The 18,748-nt window shown below is 66.2% G+C and carries 18 protein-coding genes and 1 tRNA gene; 7 read left to right on the top strand and 12 right to left on the bottom strand.

Features of this window, described 5'->3' with window-relative positions; genetic code table 11:
* Positions 1-111: 111 nt before the first annotated feature.
* The 4 genes from GONAM_RS10025 to GONAM_RS10010 all read left to right on the top strand — a co-directional run bounded on the left by GONAM_RS10025 (position 112) and on the right by GONAM_RS10010 (position 3,542).
* Entirely contained in the window at positions 112-699 is a 588-nt protein-coding gene (locus GONAM_RS10025; protein ID WP_040535953.1) for an ASCH domain-containing protein, read from the top strand.
* Positions 692-1,564, top strand: coding sequence for an esterase/lipase family protein (locus tag GONAM_RS10020; protein WP_006866644.1), 873 nt, complete (start codon positions 692-694; stop codon positions 1,562-1,564). The genes GONAM_RS10025 and GONAM_RS10020 overlap by 8 nt, the downstream gene beginning before the upstream one ends.
* A gap of 173 nt (positions 1,565-1,737) precedes the next feature.
* A tRNA-Thr gene (locus GONAM_RS10015) sits at positions 1,738-1,813 on the top strand.
* Positions 1,814-2,117: 304 nt separating this feature from the next.
* Positions 2,118-3,542 (top strand): ICP22 family protein, encoded by a 1,425-nt coding sequence (locus GONAM_RS10010; protein WP_006866643.1) that lies wholly within the window; start codon positions 2,118-2,120, stop codon positions 3,540-3,542.
* Between the two features lie 19 nt (positions 3,543-3,561).
* Here the strand turns inward: GONAM_RS10010 and GONAM_RS23095 are convergent, their stop codons facing one another.
* From GONAM_RS23095 to GONAM_RS09995, 3 genes are all read right to left on the bottom strand, one after another.
* Positions 3,562-4,485, bottom strand: a complete 924-nt coding sequence (locus GONAM_RS23095; RefSeq protein WP_369403357.1) for a hypothetical protein — start codon at positions 4,483-4,485, stop codon at positions 3,562-3,564.
* Positions 4,486-4,546: 61 nt separating this feature from the next.
* On the bottom strand, positions 4,547-5,110 hold the full coding sequence (locus GONAM_RS10000; protein WP_006866641.1) for a hypothetical protein: 564 nt from the start codon (positions 5,108-5,110) through the stop codon (positions 4,547-4,549).
* 242 nt (positions 5,111-5,352) lie between these two features.
* Positions 5,353-5,925 carry a TetR/AcrR family transcriptional regulator gene (locus GONAM_RS09995; protein WP_006866640.1) on the bottom strand — a complete coding sequence of 191 codons (573 nt, stop codon included), beginning with the start codon at positions 5,923-5,925 and terminating at the stop codon, positions 5,353-5,355.
* A 143-nt stretch (positions 5,926-6,068) separates the two neighbouring features.
* On the opposite strand from GONAM_RS09995, the gene GONAM_RS09990 reads away from it, so the two are divergent.
* Together GONAM_RS09990 and GONAM_RS09985 are read left to right on the top strand one after the other, a co-directional pair.
* Positions 6,069-6,911, top strand: a complete 843-nt coding sequence (locus GONAM_RS09990) for an alpha/beta fold hydrolase (RefSeq protein WP_006866639.1) — start codon at positions 6,069-6,071, stop codon at positions 6,909-6,911.
* Between the two features lie 147 nt (positions 6,912-7,058).
* Positions 7,059-7,589 (top strand): hypothetical protein, encoded by a 531-nt coding sequence (locus GONAM_RS09985; protein WP_006866638.1) that lies wholly within the window; start codon positions 7,059-7,061, stop codon positions 7,587-7,589.
* A gap of 55 nt (positions 7,590-7,644) precedes the next feature.
* Here GONAM_RS09985 and GONAM_RS22755 read toward each other — a convergent pair whose 3' ends face one another.
* The 8 genes from GONAM_RS22755 to GONAM_RS09950 all read right to left on the bottom strand — a co-directional run bounded on the left by GONAM_RS22755 (position 7,645) and on the right by GONAM_RS09950 (position 13,736).
* Positions 7,645-7,821, bottom strand: a complete 177-nt coding sequence (locus tag GONAM_RS22755; RefSeq protein ID WP_006866637.1) for a hypothetical protein — start codon at positions 7,819-7,821, stop codon at positions 7,645-7,647.
* Positions 7,822-7,881: 60 nt separating this feature from the next.
* Entirely contained in the window at positions 7,882-8,943 is a 1,062-nt protein-coding gene (locus tag GONAM_RS09980; protein ID WP_006866636.1) for an ABC transporter substrate-binding protein, read from the bottom strand.
* Positions 8,944-8,994: 51 nt separating this feature from the next.
* The gene (locus GONAM_RS09975) at positions 8,995-9,819 is read right to left on the bottom strand and encodes an ABC transporter permease (protein WP_006866635.1); all 825 of its coding nucleotides are present in this window, start codon (positions 9,817-9,819) and stop codon (positions 8,995-8,997) included.
* A complete protein-coding gene (locus tag GONAM_RS09970) occupies positions 9,816-10,589 on the bottom strand; it encodes an ABC transporter permease (RefSeq protein ID WP_006866634.1) in 774 nt (257 codons plus the stop codon). Before GONAM_RS09970 ends, GONAM_RS09975 begins: the two co-directional genes overlap by 4 nt.
* Positions 10,582-11,427, bottom strand: coding sequence for an ABC transporter ATP-binding protein (locus GONAM_RS09965; protein ID WP_006866633.1), 846 nt, complete (start codon positions 11,425-11,427; stop codon positions 10,582-10,584). The genes GONAM_RS09970 and GONAM_RS09965 overlap by 8 nt, the downstream gene beginning before the upstream one ends.
* Before the next feature lie 64 nt (positions 11,428-11,491).
* On the bottom strand, positions 11,492-12,019 hold the full coding sequence (locus GONAM_RS09960) for an SRPBCC family protein (protein ID WP_006866632.1): 528 nt from the start codon (positions 12,017-12,019) through the stop codon (positions 11,492-11,494).
* Positions 12,016-12,384 (bottom strand): ArsR/SmtB family transcription factor, encoded by a 369-nt coding sequence (locus GONAM_RS09955; RefSeq protein ID WP_040535949.1) that lies wholly within the window; start codon positions 12,382-12,384, stop codon positions 12,016-12,018. Before GONAM_RS09955 ends, GONAM_RS09960 begins: the two co-directional genes overlap by 4 nt.
* Before the next feature lie 65 nt (positions 12,385-12,449).
* Positions 12,450-13,736 carry a DNA polymerase III subunit delta' gene (locus GONAM_RS09950; RefSeq protein ID WP_006866630.1) on the bottom strand — a complete coding sequence of 429 codons (1,287 nt, stop codon included), beginning with the start codon at positions 13,734-13,736 and terminating at the stop codon, positions 12,450-12,452.
* 115 nt (positions 13,737-13,851) lie between these two features.
* Between GONAM_RS09950 and GONAM_RS09945 the strand changes: the two genes are divergently transcribed.
* A complete protein-coding gene (locus GONAM_RS09945) occupies positions 13,852-15,369 on the top strand; it encodes an adenylate/guanylate cyclase domain-containing protein (protein WP_006866629.1) in 1,518 nt (505 codons plus the stop codon).
* A 145-nt stretch (positions 15,370-15,514) separates the two neighbouring features.
* Here the strand turns inward: GONAM_RS09945 and topA are convergent, their stop codons facing one another.
* Positions 15,515-18,577, bottom strand: a complete 3,063-nt coding sequence (topA, locus tag GONAM_RS09940; protein ID WP_040535946.1) for a type I DNA topoisomerase — start codon at positions 18,575-18,577, stop codon at positions 15,515-15,517.
* Positions 18,578-18,748 lie beyond the last annotated feature (171 nt).

Here is an 18,748-nt window from a genome sequence, read left to right as displayed (position 1 = left end):
GGTCACCCTACAACAGCTCTCAGCAACATCTCAGACGAGTTCCACAGGCATCGCACGCACCGCTAGCCGGACTGTCTGCGCAGCCACGGCGCCCTCGCTACGGTCGAAGGTGTGCTTCTCACAGCAGCTGTAGCGCGCGGGATCGCCGACGGTTCGGTCGACCTCGCCTTCCGACGTTGGGGGCATCCACGCATCCGGCCCGGGTCGAGCTTCATCGCACTGACGCACGTCATCGAGGTGACATCGATGGAGCGCGTGGATCCTGCACAGATCACCCCGAAGGAAGCGCGACGGGCCGGCTACGAGAGCGTCGACGAGCTGCGGGCGACCCTGTGCGTCAACACCCACAACCCCACTTACCGGATCGGACTCCGATGCATCGGGGAAGACCCGCGGATCGCCCTGCGCGCCGATGACGATCTCTCCGACGACGACGTCGCGGACATCCGCTTGCGGCTCGACCGGATGGACGCCCGCTCAAAGAACGGCCCCTGGACGCGCGACACCCTCGAGATCATCGGCCGCCGACCCGGCGTCGTGTCCACCGACCTCGCGGCCGAACTCGGCAGAGACCGAGCCGGTTTCAAGAACGACGTCACCAAATTGAAGAAACTCGGACTGACCGAGAGCCTCGAAGTCGGCTACGCACTCTCACCGCGCGGCGTCGAGTTCTGCCGTCGCGTCGACGATCATGGGTGACAATTCTCGTGTGAACCGACTTCGACCACGACTCGCCGCCGCCGCGGCCGCGCTGGCCGCTGCGTGCCTACTGCTCGCCCCGGGCGCCGCGCATGCCGCGCCCTTCCCTGTCACCACGGATGCCAACCAGGCGATCGCCGAGCACTATCTGAGTCCGGCCACCGAGTCGCCGGCCGGCAGCAACCGGTTCGACTGCCGGGATCGGGAAGGCCGCGATCCGATCGTCCTGCTGCACGCCACCGCGATGAACCAGAGTGCCAACTGGGCGTACCTCGCTCCCACACTCGCCAACGCCGGGTACTGCGTCTTCAGCCTCACCTACGGCCAGGCGTCGTGGAGCGGCAACACCGGCGGCCTCGGCAACAAGGAACGGGCCGCGGCGCAGCAGGTCGCGCCCTTCATCGACAAAGTGCTCGCCGCAACCGGCGCCGCCAAGGTCGACCTCATCGGCCACAGCCAGGGTGGGGCGATCGCCCAACTGGTGACACAACTTCCCGGTCGCGCCGCCCAGGTGGACACCCTCATTTCCTTGTCGGCGTCGCACCAGGGAGTCTCGCGGGTCGGGTCGATCACCGACCGCCTGCCGGCGCGGGCCCCGGGGCAGAGCTATTGGGGTCCGCGGCACCCGTCGATTGACTACGTCAACTTCGCGACCCGCAACGACGAGATCTCGACGCCCTACACGAACACCCTCATGACGCCTGGCCCGAACGTCGTCAACACGCTGATCCAGGACGTGTGCCCGGCGTCGAAGATCGGTCACGTCGGTATGGCCTACTCCCCGACCGTCGCCGCGCTCGTTCGCAACGCGCTCGACCCTGCCCATCGGGTGCCGGTGGTGTGCGGCTCCGACTACCCGTTCTGAGATCACAGCGCTCGCCGGAGTCGCCAGCTCAGCCCAGGTTCGCGAGCTGCGAACAAGGCGTTCGGGCGGAGGTGGCGATTCTGCGCGGGGGCACGTCCGGGTACGCGAGCGGAGCCGGTTTTTGTTGCGGGCGATGGACTCGCTAGACTCGTCTCCGCTGCCTCGCGTAGCACGCCGCCCTAGCTCAGTCGGTAGAGCAATTCACTCGTAATGAATAGGTCAGGGGTTCGATTCCCCTGGGCGGCTCCACCAGGATCGTGCGACCTCCAACAACACGACGCCCCTAGCCGATCAGCACCCCTGCCACACACGCACCGGCGAACCGCATACACCAAACCCTTAGCCGGTCAAAGATAATTGCGTGCCAGGAATGTCGGTGTTAATCCATTTGGATGACACGCCCTGGGCGCCCTGCTCCATAGACTCCTTCCGACTGTAGGAGGGTCCATTGGGGGCACGTCGGGGAGGAAAGCACCGGGCTCGATCGGTGCAAACAGCCACATCTTCTCGTAGACCATCGCGCGCGACAGCCACATCGCTGACGCTCAGCGCGTTGTCTCTCGGCACCGTCGTGCCGATCGCTGTCGCATCGACGAACGTCACCGCCGTCGTCGAATCCCTCATCGAACGTGAGGTCGTGCGCGAGGCCACGCAGCACGACAACACCAGCGACATGTTCCCTGACCTGCCCGCCGACACGATCATGGTCGTCACCCCCGGGACCAACGACACCACGCTGATCCCGCGCAACCTGCCGTACGTCGGCCAACGTCAGACGCTCATCATCAACTACCCCGAGTCCTTCGGACCCGTCATCGCCGGCCGCTCGAACACCATCGCACCGTTCGCGCCGGGCTACGACGAGTCCAAAGAACATGCGATGAACCAGAATCTGGCCGTCATGGCCGCGTTCGCCGACATGGGCGCGGACCGACCGTTCGTCGTCTACACCGGCTACTCACAGGGCGCCGACGCTCTCGGCGACGCCGCCGAGAACCCGCGCGCCTACGACAACGACTTCTTCGTACCCGGCAAGGACCTGGTCGTTCTGGTCTCCGACCCGCGGAGCCCGTGGGGGATCAAGGCCTGGCTCGACACCATGCCGTTCCTGAAGCCGCTCGTGGAGGTGGCGGGGATCGACGCCAACAGCGCCCGCGACCCCGAGGCCAGTGGAAACGTCAGGATCGTGTCGGTGATCGTCGTCGGCGACCCGGTCAGCAACTTCCAGTGGGTGGCGTACCGACCGGTCACGTCGCTCGTCGTCAACGCGGCGGGGTTCTTCACCATTCACTCGGGTAACGGTCCGCATACGTACGGCGACGTCGAGCGCCTGGGTGACCCGAAGGAGTTCACCGCCGGCAACACCACGTACCTCGTCTACGATGCGGCGCACCCTCTGGCGCTGCTCGTGGCCACTGTCTACGACGCGCTCGGAATCGCCTACGACAAGGACGATCTCGCTCGTTGGGATGCGCTCGCCGAGGCCTACTACCCGACCCAGGCGCCGAATGCCGGAACCGCCGCAGTGCCGGTCACGGCTGCGGATTCGGTGAAACAGGACGCTCCTGGCGACGGATACACCGTCACCGTGCCGTCCGAGGTGGCGACCGGCGCGGAGAAGCCGGAGGGTCCGCCGGAAACGAGGGGGATCGTCCCGGTCGGCGCTGTGCCGCCGGCGGTCGACGATGCCCCCACCGATGCCCGGGAGCCGGCCGACGAGCTCGAGCCCGACCGTGGAGATATCGGCGATCGACCCGACGGCTCCGACAAGCCGGATGCCGATCAGTCGGATTCGGGTTCCGATGGAGCATCGGGTTCGGACAACGGCGAGTCCGGCGACAGCGGATCGTCGGATTCCGGCTCGTCGGCCGGTGGTCACGTCTCCCCGAGCACGAGCGTCGGCAACGATCGCGAGAAGTCCGACTCCTCCGAAACCGGTTCGGCCGGTGGGGATTCGTCGGGCCGCGAAGCCGCCTGATTCCCCACCGGCCGTGAGACTAGCTGGAGCCGAACAGATTTCCTAGGCTGCCGTTACCCGAGTCGCCGCCCGCGTTGTCTCCGCCGCCGTTGTCACCGCCGCCGTTGTCACCGCCACCGTTGTCACCGCCACCGTTATCTCCGCCGCCGTTGTCACCGCCGCCGTTGTCACCGCCGCCGTTGTCACCGCCGCCGTTGTCACCGCCGCCGTTATCTCCGCCGCCGTTATCTCCGCCGCCGTTATCTCCGCCGCCGTTGTCACCACCGCCGTTGTCACCACCGCCGGGGTTGTCCGCGGGCTTGCCGGTTCCGCTCACCTTGTAGACCTGGGCCCGGCCGTTGATCGTCAAACCTGTGGCCGTATCCGGCGTTGTGCACTCCTGGTAGATCGCATACGACGTGTCGGTTCGGTTCGAGGCCCAGGTGCCGGTCGCCAGCGCGTCCTTGGCGATGGACTGACCGTCCCAGACGATTTTCAGCGCACCCTCTGCCGCGTCCTCTCGAGCCTTGTCGAGCGCCGCAGATTCGATGCCCGAGGCAATGATCGTGTTGACGGCGGCCGCGCGGAGATCAAGCTGACTTTCCTTGCTCGCGGCGTGGATCGACAGCCAGCAGGTCGCTGTTTTCGACGTCTCATTCTGCACGTTCACGGTCACCGTGCCGTTGGTGAGCGACTGGGTGTGCGGGTAGTACGACGCCGAAATGAGGATCGCCGAGGCCTCTCCGCTTCCGGTGAGTGCCACGGCGGCTCCGGCCGCCACTCCGATTCCTGCCAGTGCCAAACGTGAGAATCGCATGTGATCCCTTTCGTACGCATGATTCATTGCCCCACGACGTGAATCGCGGGGTGAGCCCGACGAAGCGATGTCGGGGAATGATTGATCTGATTCCTGCGGGCACGGCGATGTGCCCGGCGCAGCGTTATGACCGGCGTGCGAAGTCACGCACGCCGAAGCGACGGCGGGGGCCGACGAGCAGCGCTAGCCTCCCCCGCCCAATCGGGAACTATCCGAGCAGACCGCCGAACAGCCCGCTGAGGCTGCCGTTGCCCGAGTCGTCGGGCGAGTCGGGGGACTTGCCGGTTCCGGTCACCTTGTACTCCTGCGCGAGTCCGCTGAACGTCAGACCCAAAAGCGAATCGGAGGAGCAATCCTGATAGATCACGTACGACGCGTCGGCACGCCCGGATTTCCACGTTGCCGTGGACGAACCGTTCGACGAGATCGACTTCTTGGTCCACACCACCTTCAGCGCGTCGGCCTCGACTTCCTGGCGCGCCGCGGCGAGAAGCGTATCGCTGACCCCGCCGGCGAGGTGGGTGTTCACCTTGGCGACTGCCAGCTTGACCTGCGACTCCTTGCTCGCCTCGTGGACGGACAAGTTGCACTTCACCGTCGACGACGTGTTGTTGTTCACCTTCACCGTCAGCGTTCCATTACTGAGCGACTGGGTGTGGGTGAACGAGGCCGGAATCAACAGCAGTGCGGACGCGCCTCCCGATCCGGAGAATGTCATCGCGGCTGCCGCTGCCAGCCCGAATCCCGCCGTCGCCACCTTGGTGAATCGCATTGTGTACCTTTCCCAGCCCGAGACCCGTTGTGTTTCAGTCCCCCACAACACGACACAACGAATTGATTACGCCGGGACATTAGCAGACCGAATTGAACATTCGAAACACGTACGTTTGCCCAGGTCGGAATGATGACTCAATTTTGCTCTCGCGAGATAAATTAGCGAAAATGTCTCAGGAAATGGTTCAGATGACCCACTAACAATGCTTATTGTTACATTTCCTCCGAACGGATGACATTCTATCCGAGAGCCTGATCGATCAGGATTTCGGCGGCACTCCGGGCATCGTCGGCCGCTTTCGTGGTGCCGGCGATCGCCGCCGTCGTCTGTGCCCCTTCCGCCAGAATCGCCAGCTGAGCAGCCAGGCGCGACGGCCCGCCGAGCTCCGCGACCAGGCCCGCCACGTAGTCCTGGAATGCAGCCTTCTGCTTACGCACCGCCTCGGCGACCGACGGCAGCTCCCCACCCAACTCGCCGTAGGCGTTGATGAACGCGCAGCCCCGGAACTCGTCGGTGCCGAACCATCCGAGCAGGAAGTCGAAGATCGCCAGCAGCTTCTCCCGCGGCGTCGACAACCCTTCCGTGCAGGCGGCGACACCCGCATTCCACTGCCGGGTCCGGTCGTCGAGGACCGCGAGGATCAGGGCCTCCTTGGAGGGGAACAGCGTGTAGATCTTCTTGAGCGAGACACCGGCGGCGTCGCGGACCTTGTCCATCCCGACCGCGTGGACCCCGTGAGCATTGAACAACTCGTCCGCGGCGCGAATGACCTGCTCACGCGGGTCGACCGCGATGTCCTTCGAAGCTGCCACGATGCACCGTCCTCACCTGATTCCGAGCTACCCCTTGCGCGGGGAACGATCGTTCTCTAGTGTAGCAATCAGTCCAGAGAACGAACGTTCTCCTCGGCTCCCATCCGACCCTCGGGTCGCTGAACAAGAAAGAAGTGATCGCAATGGGCTACATCACCGTCGGCACCGAGAACACCACCGACATCGAGCTGTACTACGAGGACCACGGGAACGGTCAGCCGGTCGTGCTGATCCACGGGTACCCACTCGACGGCAACAGCTGGGAGCTACAGGCTCGCGAGCTGATCGACGCCGGCTACCGGGTCATCACCTACGACCGCCGGGGTTTCGGCAAGTCGAGCAAAGTCGGCACCGGCTACCACTACGACACCTTCGCCGCAGACCTGAACACCGTGCTCGAGACCCTCGACCTGCGCGACGTCATCCTGGTCGGATTCTCCATGGGCACAGGTGAACTCGCACGCTACGCCGGAACGTACGGGACCGAGAGGGTCGCCAAGTTCGCGTTCCTCGCTTCGCTCGAGCCGTTCCTGGTGAAGACCGACGACAACCCCGAGGGCGTCGACGCCGCGGTCTTCGACGGCATCGCGCGGGCCGCCAAGGAGAACCGGTACGCCTGGTACACCCAGTTCTACAAGAACTTCTACAACCTCGACGACACCCTCGGCACCCGCATCACCCAGGAAGTCGTCGACGCCAACTGGATCACCGCTGTCGGCAGCGCACCGGTCGCGGCCTACGCCGTCGTCCCGACCTGGATCGAGGACTTCCGCGAGGACGTTGCCGTAGTTCGTGATTCGGGCAAGCCGACGCTGATCCTGCACGGCACCGCGGACAACATCCTGCCGATCGACGCCACCGGCCGTCGCTTCCACGATGCCGTCCCGGAGGCCGAGTACGTCGAGATCGAGGGCGCTCCCCACGGTCTGCTGTGGACGCATGCCGCCGAGGTCAACGAGGCGCTGCTGGGGTTCGTCAAGAAGTGAGCCCACGCGCACCACGGCCGCCGGGCGGGGAGATCCCACCCGACGGCCGCTGCGGCCTCTCTGAACAGATGAAGCTCGGTGCTATCGGCCCTCGGTGTCGGGGTGGGGTGTGATCATCGGAACATCACCGCCCCAGAAGGAGACACCGTGCCACGTCACGCGCTCGCAGTCAGATCGCTCATCGTCGCGTCGACGATCGCCGCGCTGGGCCTCGGTGGTGCACCAGCCGTCGCCGACGAGCATCCGACGATCCCTCGTTTCTCCTCGACCCCGACGCCGGCCGCCGGCCCGGTGACCGATGTGGCGCCGGCCCGTTACGCCATCCCGGGCTCCCCTGCTGCTCACCATTTCGCCTACGCCCACAACCCACTTCGCGAGTGCGTGTTCTACCCCGTCGACGGCCGGACCCAGGTCGTCTGTTCGGTGGCGTTCCCACCGGGCACCCCGTCGGTGAAGGCCGACCCGTTCAGTGGTCCACCGAACGCGATCATCCTGACATCCAGCGGAACCCGGCCGACAATCGTCGAGGGCGGACCGGTCACCGCGCCCGACCTACCAGTCGATCATCGGATCACCGTTGCCGGTATCTCGTGCAGGACGATCGCCGAGAACAGCGTGAAGTGCGCGGGACCGGGCGGCGGATTCCGGTTCCTCAACGGGACGCTGACCACCTGGTGAAACGCACGACGGCCGCCGGGCGGGGAGATCCCACCCGACGGCCGCTGCGTCGTATCTACTTGCTGGTCTCGTCACCTGAATCGACGGACGCCGACTCGTCGGACGATTCCTCGTCCGTGTCATCGGCGAGCGGGTCGTATCCGGGGACTCCTTCGAGGACGGTCAGTTCCTGATCGATGGCAGCCGAGACGGCCCTGGCCTCTTCCTTGATCTTGCGGATGAAGTCCGACATCGTCTGCTCCCTCGCTCATCGGCTGCACGGCCATCGACCGTGCACCAATGATAGGGCGGGTCACTTCTTCAGGTCGGGGTTCTCCTCGTAGACCTCCTTGATGAGCGACATGTCGAAGATGTCCTCGGCCTTGAGCGCGAAGCCGCCCTTGGCGAGGGCTTCGATGTTCTGCGCGATCAGTTCGTCGGTCATCGTGAGCAGGCCGTTGGCCTTGGTGTCCTCGGAGACCACGAGGGTGTTCTGGGCGATGGCCTCCTTGGTCTGTTCGGCTTCGTCGAGTCCGAGGTCTTTGCCGTACTTGGTGACCGCGAGCCGTGCCGAGCCCGCCGGATCGGCCACCGCGTCGTACCAGCCCTTGATGTCGGCCTTGAGAAAGGCCTTCACCTTGTCGCGTTCGTTGTCGATGGTGTCCTGACGGACGACGAGGGTCTCGGCGACGAGCGGCAGGTTGAAGTCGGCGAACAGGAAGTTGGCATTCGGGAAGCCGCTCTCCTCCAGGGTGATCGGCTCGTTGGTCACATAGCTGACCCAGCCGTCGACCTCGCCGTTCTTCAGCGGCGTCGGGTCGTATTGGACCGTGATCTTCTGGATGTCGGCCTCGGTCATGTTGTTGGCGGTGAGCAACGCCTGGAAGACGTTCTCGTTGGTCGCCTGGACGCCGATCTTGCGGCCCTTCATATCCTCCGGACTCAGAATCGGCTTGTCCGCTGACGACACGATGCAGAACGGGTTGCGCTGGAACGTCGCAGCGACGGTCATCAGCTTCGCGCCCTGCAGGATCACCGGCGCGGTCAGCTGCGGCGAGGACATGCCGATCCACACCTTGTTCGACGTCAGACCGTTCTCCACGCCGGTACCCGCACCACCGCCGGTGATCAGCTCGGGCGTGCCGAGACCCGCCTCCTCGAAGTAGCCGTTCTCCAGGGCGAAGTACTCACCCGCGAACTCGATGTTCTTCTGCCACGACAGTTGGACCTTCGGATTGGTCGAGCTCGTTCCCCCGCTCGCGGTGCCGCCGGAACTGCACGCCGACAGCGCGCCGGTCAGACCGAGGGCGCCGGCGGCCGCGCCGCCCATCATCGAATAGCGGAGAAACGACCGACGGTCGAAGGAGTTCGCCATGTGAGAATTACCTTTCGCCAGAAGCAGATCCGGTCGTGCGAGTGCTCGACCTCAGTTGTGCTGCATTCCCATCTGTGACAGGACGACAGTCTCGACGACACCCACCACGGCGTAGATGACGATCGAAGCCACGGTGATGACGAGGACCGAGGCCCACAGCTCGTCATAGGCCGCCGCGGGCAGGGCCCGCTGCAGGGACGCACCGAGACCCTTGTTGGTCCCCAACCATTCGGCGACCGTCGCGCCGATGAGCGCGCCCGGCACCGAGACCTTGGCCGCACTGAACAGCGATGGCACCGCCGACGGAATTGCGGAGCGCCGCAACGCCGTCCAGCGCCCACCGCCGTACACGCTGATCACATCGGTGATCTGACGCGGCGCATTCGACAGCCCGGTCATGATCATCACGAGCGCGGGGAAGAACACGACGATCCCGCCCATCACCGCCACCACCGCGACGCCACGACCGACGACCACGGTGATCAGCGGTGTCATCGCGACCAGCGGCACCGACCGGAGGAGCATGGCGATCGGCATGAACGTCTGTGCGGCCGACCGCGACACAACGAAGATCGCCGCCGTGACGATCGCCGCGAACATGCCTGCGAGAAAACCGATTGCCGCATCCTGCAACGTGATCCAGAGATTGCCGAAGATCACGTTCCGGGCCGCCTGCGCGTCGGCATCGACGAAGAGATAGTCGAACACATCGACCGGTGTGCGCCCGATGATCGGCCCTATGTCGGGGAAGGCCAGCAGGAACAGCCACCAGATCACCAGGATCAGGGCGAACGACAGCAGCAGCGACCCGAGGAAACGTCCTGCCGCCCACAGGCCGCCGGTTCCGAGGCCACCCGTTCCCGCCTCGGTGCTCATCGTCCCGCCGCCGTTCCGTTCGACCAGGCCGTCGCATACTTGGCGATCACCGCGACCACGGCGTAACCGATGCCCGCAACCGCTCCGCTGATCAGGGCGATGGCCCACACCTGCGGGATGTTGCCGCTCTGCTGTGCGATGATCATCGCCGGTCCGGCACCGGTCTCGGGCATCGCGAGGAACTCACCGAGCACGGCGCCGAGCACAGCGGCCGGAGCAGCGATCTTGATGGCGGCCAGCGTGTTCGGCAATGCGGCGACGGACCGCACCCGCCACAGCTGCGCGAAGCGGCCACCGCCGTAGACCTTGATGAGGTCGAGACTTCCGGCGTGCGGTGAGCGCAATCCCGACAGCGTCCCGATCATCGTCGTGAAGAACACCGAGATGGCGGCGAGGAAGACGATCATCGTCGTCACCTCGGCGAAGGCCACCTGGATGATCGGCGCGACCGCGATGATCGGCGTGCAGTACGACAGGATCGCGAGCTGGGTCGCGAGTCCCTCCACCGGCGGGAACAAGATCACGACCACGGCCAGGGCGATCGCGAGCCCGTTGCCCCAGAGGAAGCCGCGGAGCGCGAGTTCGACTGTCAGCGAGAAGTTGTCGACGTAGTAGGAGGACCCGGTCTCACCGATCTCGGCGAGTACCGACCACGGCGTCGGGATCGTTCCGCCGAACAGCTCCAGCGCGCCGGCGATCCACCACACCACGATGAGCCCGACGATTCCCCCGAGACCGGCCACCCATCGGACCGACCCGAATCTAGCCACGCACACCCTCCGCAACAGGTTCCGGAGCAACGTCTTCGGCCGCTTCGGTGGTCGCCTGCTTGCCGAACAGGAGTCCGGACAGATGGTCGTGGATCGCATGGAACTCGGGTGTACGCATCATCTCCGGGACGCGGGGCCGCGGCAGATCGATGGGAACCACCTCCACGACCGTGCCCGGACGTGGACTCATGACCGCGACCACGTCGGAGAGGAAGACCGCCTCGGCGATGCCGTGCGTGACCATCAGCGTGGTTGCCGGCTTCTCGGTCCAGATGCGCAGCAGTTCGACGTTGAGCCGCTGCCGGGTCATGTCGTCGAGCGCACCGAACGGTTCGTCGAGCAGCAGTGCAGTCGGTTTCACCACCAGCGCGCGAGCGATCGAAACACGTTGGCGCATACCGCCGGAGAGCATCGCGGGCTTGGACATCTCGAAACCCTTGAGGCCGACCAGTTCGATCAGGTCGGCGACGAGGTCGTCGTCGGCCGGCAGACCACCGACCTGCAGCGGCAGCTTGATGTTCGATTCCACCGAGCGCCACGGCAGCAGCGCCGAATCCTGGAAGGCGATGCCCAGCTCGTGGTTTCGCTGGAGGTCCAGCGGTGATTGCCCGTTCATTAACGCAGTCCCCGAGGTGGCGTCCTCGAGGCCGGCGAGGATGCGCAGCACCGTCGACTTGCCGCAGCCCGACGGACCGAGCAATGACAGGAAGGAACCCTCCGACGTGCTCAGCGAGACGTCGGACAACGCGGTCACCGTCGAACTCCCGCGCAACGAGCGGGAGGTGAACGTCTTGGTCAGTCCAGAGATGTTGATCCCCGTACCCAGGGGGCGTGTCATGACCGGAGACGTTAAAGAGGCCGTGTTGCAACCCGATTACCGCCGCGTAAGAGTCGCGACGTACTCAGCCGGCGAACATCTGCGCGTACGGGGCCGACAGCGCCGGATAGTAGGCATCCCAGTCCACCGCGTCGACGCCGCTGCCGGATTCGGCCGCGACGAGCCGGTCGAGATAGTACTCCCACCCGGGACCGACGTTCTCGGCCATCTCGGGGCGTGGAAGTCCCTGCGCGAACGTGAGTGTGGTGGTCCCATCGGCCTCGCTGAGATCCAACTCCAGCCGCCACACGTCGTCGGGTCCGCCCTCGGGATCGGGCGATTTCGATTCGACGACGAGCCGGTTCGGCGGCTCGCATTCCAGAATGGACATTTGCTCCGGCGCCGCGTCCTCACCCTCTGCGGTCATACGGAAATCGACGAAACCGTCGGTCGGATCGCCGTCCCAGGTCCCCACCCAGCGTTCCAGCCGCGCTGGTTCGGTGATGGCCGCCCACACCGCGGCCACAGGCGCGGTGAAGGTGCGCTCGAGGACCACATAGGGAACCCCGTCGCGGATCTCCCGGCGGCCGGTGGCCGTCACGTCGGCATTCATCCTGTCTCCTTCTGTTCGCCGGTCTGGTGGCTCGGGTCGTCGAACTCCCGCACGGTGCGTCGCACCTCGAGATCGAGCGCGTCGAGATGATGCTCGCCGAACGGCGGCGTTCCCCCCGACGCCAGTTCGTCGAGCCAGTCGCGCACCGGCGCCAGTCCGCCGGGCACGAGTTCGTAGTGCCGTTCGCGGCCGCGGTCGACGGCCGAGACCACGCCGGCCTCGCCGAGGACCCGCAGGTGGCGCGAGATCGCGGGACGGCTGACCGGATGTTCGGCCGCGAGATCGACGACGCGCGCGGGGCGCTGCGCGAGACGTTCGACGAGTGCCCTACGAGTCGGGTCGGCGATCGCCTCGAATGCATCCACCCAATATTGGTAACACATCAGTTACCAATATTGGGTGGATCAGCGAGATCTGTGATCCAGCTGATCTAGGCGTCGACCTTGCGCTTGAGTGCCAACCCGATCCGGGCGACCATGTCGTCCACCGCGAACTTGGGTTTGACGTTCATGTCCAGCGCCTCACGACAGTCGAGAACGGCCTCGACGCAGGACAGCAGCTGCTCGGGGCGGGCGTAGCCGGCCAGGGGTATTGAGATGTCGTCGGACTTGTCGGGGTGCATCGCGGTCACCTTCGCCCCGACCCCGACGACGAGCGCGTCGCGGAAGAGCGCGGCGAGGTCGACGAGGGCGCGGTCGAGGACGTCGCGTCCGACGCGCGTGGCCCGCGACTTCTGTCGCTTCTCCAGCTCCTTGAGCGCGCCGGCACTACCGCGGGGCATCCGGGCGGTCCCCTTGCCGGTGCCGCCCGCACCGAGCGCGGTCTTCATCTCCTCGGTCTCGGCCTCGTCGAGTTCCGCGCTGATCGCCTTGGCCGCTGTCTCCGCCGAACGCACCAGCTCCTCGGCCGCGGCGTACGCCGTCGAATCCCGGGAAGCCGCCCGTGCCAGCGACAGCGCCTTCTCCCGCTGGGAACGGGCGTCGGGGTCGGTGGCGAGGCGCCGGGCGCGGCCGATGTGGCCGCCGCAGACCGACGCCGCCCATCGGGCCTGGTCGGGGTCGAGGCCGTCGCGTTCGATCAGGACCCGTTCGATGGCCGCGGGTGTCGGCGACACCAGCGCGACGTGCCGGCATCGCGATCGGAGGGTGACCGAGATGTCCTCGGGGTCCACCGACGGCGCGCACAGCAGGAAGACGGTGCGGGGTGGCGGCTCCTCGACGACCTTCAGCAGCGCGTTGGCGGCCTGCTCGGTGAGGCGGTCGGCGTCCTCCACGATCACGATCTGCCAGCGACCGGTCCCGGGGCGTCGGGCGGCGGCCTGGACGATGTCGCGCATCGCGTTGACCGCCAGACTCAGACCCTCGGGCACGACGTGCCGGACGTCGGCGTGGGTCTTTGCCATCACCGTCACACACGCGCGGCACTCGCCGCACCCGACGTTCGCAGACTCGGGCGACTGGCACTGCAGGGCGGCAGCGAAACACGTCGCAGCGACCGAACGACCGCTTCCCGGCGGCCCGGTGAACAACCAGGAGTGCGTCATCGACGCGCGTGACCACCCCGCGTCGACGCCCGGGATCTCGTCGTCGGGCACGAACAGGCCCTCGCTGCTGCCCGCGTCGAGTTGCTGCGCGAGGACCCGCGCAGCACGCGCGGCGGCCCGCAGATCGTCCGCGATGGCCTCTTGGCCGGTCAGCCGATCAAAGACATTGGTCACAACGACACCCTAAACCGCAGTTCGGACACGCCAACGGGGCGGAACCGTGTTTAACGATTGCAAGCAGCCAGCTACCGTAGTCTCCGTGGTGGAACAGCGGTCGCGATGGTCCAAGGTGCTGCACCTTGGCCGTTGGCTGATTCATACGCCGTGGCCGATCCTCGCGCTCGACATGCTCCGCGCGAATCTCGTCGGCGCGCTCTTCACCTTCGCCTTCCTCCGCTTCGGGATGCCGCTCCAGGATTCCATCAGCCTGGACGAGATCACCGCACTGAACCAGGTGATCTTCGCGAGCTACTTGCTGATCGCGATGGTCATCGGCGGGTACGCCAGTATCCAGCTGTCGCTACCCGTGCTCGTGTGGCACCGAAGACGCACGCGACTCGACAACGAGGCCGCCCGACGCCGCGCCCTCGCGCTACCGACGCTGCTGACGGTCGTCAACGCCGCGCTGTGGGTGGTGGGCGGCGCGCTCTTCACCCTGGTCAACCTGACGGTGTCGTCGAAGAACGCCTTCATCGTCGCCATCGCGAGCGCCATCGGTGCGATGGTCACCTGCGCCCTCAGCTACATGCAGGCAGAAAAGGTCATGCGGCCGATCACCGTCGCCGCGATGGCCAACAACCCCGACCATGCGATCGCCCCGAGCGTCACCACCCGCATCACCGCGTTCTGGGTGATCAGCGTCGTTGCACCGATGGTCGTCATCATCGGCCTGATCGTGCTGCACCGGCTGGACATCTTCGAGGGCGACTCCACCGGCCTGGAACGTCCGATCCTGTGGATGGCGGTGTCGGCTCTCGCATTCAGCGTCATCGCGATCGTGCGCGTGGTGGCCGCGATCAACGACCCGATCAAGCAGTTGCGCCGCGCCCAGTCGAAGGTCAGTGAGGGCGACCTGAACGTCGCGGTGAAGATCTACGACGGCAGCGACCTCGGCCTGCTGCAGGCCGGCTTCAACGACATGGTCGCCGACCTGCGCGAACGACAGGAACTACGCAACCTGTTCGGCCGCTACGTCGGCGAGGACGTCGCTCGACGCGCCATCGAGACCGGTACCGAACTCGGCGGCGAGGAACGCTACGTCGGCGTGCTGTTCGTCGACATCGTCGGTTCGACGCGCCTGGCGGTGAACCGTCCGCCTCGCGAGATCGTCGAGCTGCTCAACGAGTTCTTCCGGGTGGTCGTGACCGTCGTCGGACGCCATGGCGGCTTCGTCAACAAGTTCCAGGGTGACGCAGCGCTCGCGATCTTCGGCGCTCCCCTCGACCTCGACGACTTCGCCGGCCGCGCTCTGGCCTCCGCGCGCGAACTACGTGCCGAGCTGTACCAGACCCTCGGCGACACCGACATCGGCATCGGCGTCTCCGCAGGCAAGGCGATTGCCGGTCACATCGGCGCCGAACAGCGCCTCGAGTACACCGTCATCGGAGACCCGGTGAACGAGGCCGCCCGTCTCACCGAACTCGCGAAGGACGAGCCCACCCGTGTGCTGGGTTCGGCCCGTGCAGTGTTCCTGGCCTCGCATCAGGAGGCCGAGCACTGGGAGATCGGCGAAGGCGTTGAACTCCGCGGACGAGGGATCGAGACCCTTCTCGCCCGCCCGCACATGGAGCCGTACCGCCTGGACTGAAGCCGGCCATCGCGTCCGAGGCGCGAGCGCGGCAACCCCCGCCCGCTCACGAAGGTGCGAGCGCGGCCAACCCCCGCTCCCTGAGGTGCGAGTGCGGCCAACCCCCGCTCCCTGAGGTGCGAGCGAAGCGAGCCACGAAGGGCGCTCAGTCCTCCGACGAATCCGTCTTCTTCGCGGCCGTCTTCTTGGCCGCGGTCTTCTTGGCCGTCGTCTTCTTGGCGGCAGCCTTCTTCGCGGTCTTCTTGGCGGCCGTCTTCTTCGCCGCCTTCTTGGCCGGGGCCTTCTTGGCAGCCTTCTTCGCCGCCTTCTTGGCCGGACCGCGGGCACGACGATCGGCGAGGAGTTCCATCGCGCGCTCCGGCGTGATCGAGTCGACCTCGTCGCCCTTGCGCAGGCTGGCGTTGGTCTCGCCGTCGGTCACGTACGGACCGAAGCGGCCGTCCTTGATGACCATCGGCTTGCCGCTGACCTCGTCGTCCTTCCCCAGTTCACGCAGCGGCGGAGCAGCAGCCTGCCGTCCACGACGCTTCGGTTCGGAGTAGATCTTCAGGGCTTCCTCGAGAGTGATCTCGAAGAGCTGTTCCTCGCTGCCGAGGGACCGCGAATCGGAACCCTTCTTCAGGTACGGACCGTAGCGGCCGTTCTGCGCGGTGATCTCGTCGCCGGACTCGGGGTCGACGCCGACGACGCGCGGCAGCGACAGCAGCTTCAGCGCATCCTCGAGGGTGACCGTCGAGATGTCCATCGACTTGAACAGCGAGCCGGTGCGCGGCTTGGGACCGGCCTTCTTCGCTGCCTTCTTGGCGGCCTTCTTCGCAGCCGGCTTGGTCTTGGTGGTGGTGCCGCCGCCCGGGGAATCCAGCGGGACCACATCGGCGTCGCCGGCATCGCTGCCGCCGGCACCGGGGGATCCGCCGTCGCGCGGCGTCGGACCCGCGGGGATGGTGATCGGGGCATCACCGTCGTCGTCATCGTCGTCGGACGGCAGGATCTCGGTCACGTACGGACCGAAACGTCCTTCCTTGGCAACGATCTCGTGGCCGGTCAGCGGGTCGACGCCAAGCGAGCGACCCTCCTGCGGCGTCGAGAACAGCTTCTCCGCGATCTCCAGGGTCAGCTCGTCCGGCGTGATGTCGGCCGGCAGGTTGGCACGCTGCAGATCGGGTTCGGCGTCGGCGTCGGTCTTCTTGTTCGCGTTGACGTCACGTTCGAGGTACGGGCCGAAGCGGCCGACGCGCACGTAGATCGGACGGCCTTCTTCGTCGTCGAAGAGCCGGATCGAGTTGACCTGGCGGGCGTCGATCTCCTCCAGGTTGACGCCGACGAGCTTCTTGAGGCCGCCGTATTGGGCGATCGCCGACGATGCAGATCGTGCCTCGGCGTCGTCGCCGGACCGCTCGTCGCCGAAGTAGAACTCCGTCAGCCACTTGGTGCGGTTCTCGTTGCCGGTGGCGATCTGGTCGAGGTCGTCTTCCAGGGTCGCGGTGAAGTCGTAGTCGACGAGACTCTCGAAGTACGCCTCGAGGAGCCCGACCACCGCGAAGGCGATCCAGGACGGGACAAGGGCGTTGCCCTTCTTCACGACGTAGCCGCGGTCCTGGATGGTGCCGATGATCGAGGCGTAGGTCGACGGACGGCCGATGCCCAGCTCTTCGAGCACCTTGACCAGCGACGCCTCGGTGAAGCGGGCCGGCGGGTTGGTCGAATGGCCGTCAGCGGTGAGCTCGGTCGCGGTGAGCGACTGTCCCTCGGTCAGCTGCGGCAGGCGGTTCTCGGCGTCGTCGGCCTGACCACCGGTCTGCTCGTCGACGGTCTCGACGTAGGCCGACAAGAAGCCGGGGAACGTGATGGTGCGGCCCGACGAGGCGAAGGTCGCGCGCTCGCCCGAGGAGGCGGTACCCGCGATGCGCAGGCTCAGCGTGGTGCCCTTGGCGTCGGCCATCTGGGAGGCGACGGTGCGCTGCCAGATGAGCTCGTAGAGGCGGAACTCGTCGGCCTCGAGCTGGCCGGCGACCTGACCGGGGGTCCGGAAGGTCTCGCCCGCGGGACGGATCGCCTCGTGGGCTTCCTGCGCGTTCTTGACCTTGCGGGTGTACTGACGCGGCGTCGGATGGACGAAGTTGTCGCCGTACAACTCGCGGGCCTGGGCACGGGCGGCGTTGATCGCCGACTCGCTCAGGCTCGTCGAGTCGGTACGCATGTACGTGATGAAGCCGTTCTCATACAGCCGCTGCGCGATGCGCATGGTGCGGTCGGAGGTGAACCGCAGCTTGCGGCCGGCCTCTTGCTGCAGCGTCGACGTCATGAACGGCGCGTACGGGCGGCGGGTGTAGGGCTTCTCCTCGACCGACGTCACCGTCATGGCCGCGCCACGCAGGCCTGCGGCCAGGCTCTCCGCACGGTCGGCGTTCAGCACGACGACGCCGTCGGACTTCTTCAGTTCGCCGGTCGCCTCGAAGTCGCGACCGGTGGCGACGCGGGCGTCGTCGACGTTGACCAGACGTGCCTTGAACGTCGACGGGCTGGCCTCGGCGCCGGCGTCCATGGTCGCGGCGATGTCCCAGTACTCGGCGGACACGAACGCCATGCGCTCACGTTCACGCTCGACGATGATGCGCGTCGCAACGGACTGCACACGCCCCGCCGACAGCTTCGGCATGACCTTCTTCCACAGGACCGGCGACACCTCGTAGCCGTAGAGGCGGTCGAGGATGCGGCGGGTCTCCTGGGCGTCGACCAGGTCGATGTCGAGGTCACGCGGGTTCTCGGCGGCGGCGCGGATCGCAGGTTCGGTGATCTCGTGGAAGACCATCCGCTTGACCGGGATCTTCGGCTTGAGCGTCTCGAGGAGGTGCCAGGCGATGGCCTCCCCCTCGCGGTCACCGTCCGTGGCGAGGTAGAGCTCGTCGACATCCTTCATCAGCGACTTCAGTTCGCTGACGGTGGTCTTCTTGTCCGGCGAGACGACGTAGAGCGGTTCGAAGTTGTCGTCGACGTTCACGCCGAGACGGGCCCAGGGCTGTCCCTTGTACTTGGCGGGCACGTCGGCGGCGCCGCGCGGCAGGTCGCGGATGTGGCCGCGGGACGACTCCACCACGTAGCTGGAGCCGAGGTAACCGGCGATCTTGCGCGCCTTCGTAGGGGACTCGACGATCACGAGTCGTCGGATTCCCCCACTAGAGCGGGATGCGGTGCTGGTCTCGGCCACCGGGGCGTCCTTCGGTTGACTGGGTGGAGAACCACCTGCGCGTTGAAACAGGTGTGTTCGATGGGTTTGTACCTTATGTATAGCGCCGTTTGCACATCTGAATTCCATGTCGCGCTGTCAGATGTGACCCATACCGCGCTACCAGCCCGCGTTTTCCCAGGTCAAAGAATT

This window comes from Gordonia namibiensis NBRC 108229 (assembly GCF_000298235.1).
Taxonomy (GTDB): Bacteria; Actinomycetota; Actinomycetes; order Mycobacteriales; family Mycobacteriaceae; genus Gordonia; species Gordonia namibiensis.
The sequence above is the reverse complement of the archived record's forward strand: the minus strand, read 5'-3'. Positions and strand labels throughout refer to the sequence as shown.

Excerpts from the sequence above, each read along its gene's own strand:
- GONAM_RS10020 (WP_006866644.1), top strand. The coding sequence starts at position 692 with ATGGGTGACAATTCTCGTGTGAACCGACTTCGACCACGACTCGCCGCC.
- GONAM_RS09990 (WP_006866639.1), top strand. The coding sequence starts at position 6,069 with ATGGGCTACATCACCGTCGGCACCGAGAACACCACCGACATCGAGCTG.
- GONAM_RS09965 (WP_006866633.1), bottom strand. The coding sequence starts at position 11,427 with ATGACACGCCCCCTGGGTACGGGGATCAACATCTCTGGACTGACCAAG.
- GONAM_RS10000 (WP_006866641.1), bottom strand. The coding sequence starts at position 5,110 with ATGCGATTCACCAAGGTGGCGACGGCGGGATTCGGGCTGGCAGCGGCA.
- GONAM_RS09960 (WP_006866632.1), bottom strand. The coding sequence starts at position 12,019 with ATGAATGCCGACGTGACGGCCACCGGCCGCCGGGAGATCCGCGACGGG.
- GONAM_RS22755 (WP_006866637.1), bottom strand. The coding sequence starts at position 7,821 with ATGTCGGACTTCATCCGCAAGATCAAGGAAGAGGCCAGGGCCGTCTCG.
- GONAM_RS09975 (WP_006866635.1), bottom strand. The coding sequence starts at position 9,819 with ATGAGCACCGAGGCGGGAACGGGTGGCCTCGGAACCGGCGGCCTGTGG.
- GONAM_RS09980 (WP_006866636.1), bottom strand. The coding sequence starts at position 8,943 with ATGGCGAACTCCTTCGACCGTCGGTCGTTTCTCCGCTATTCGATGATG.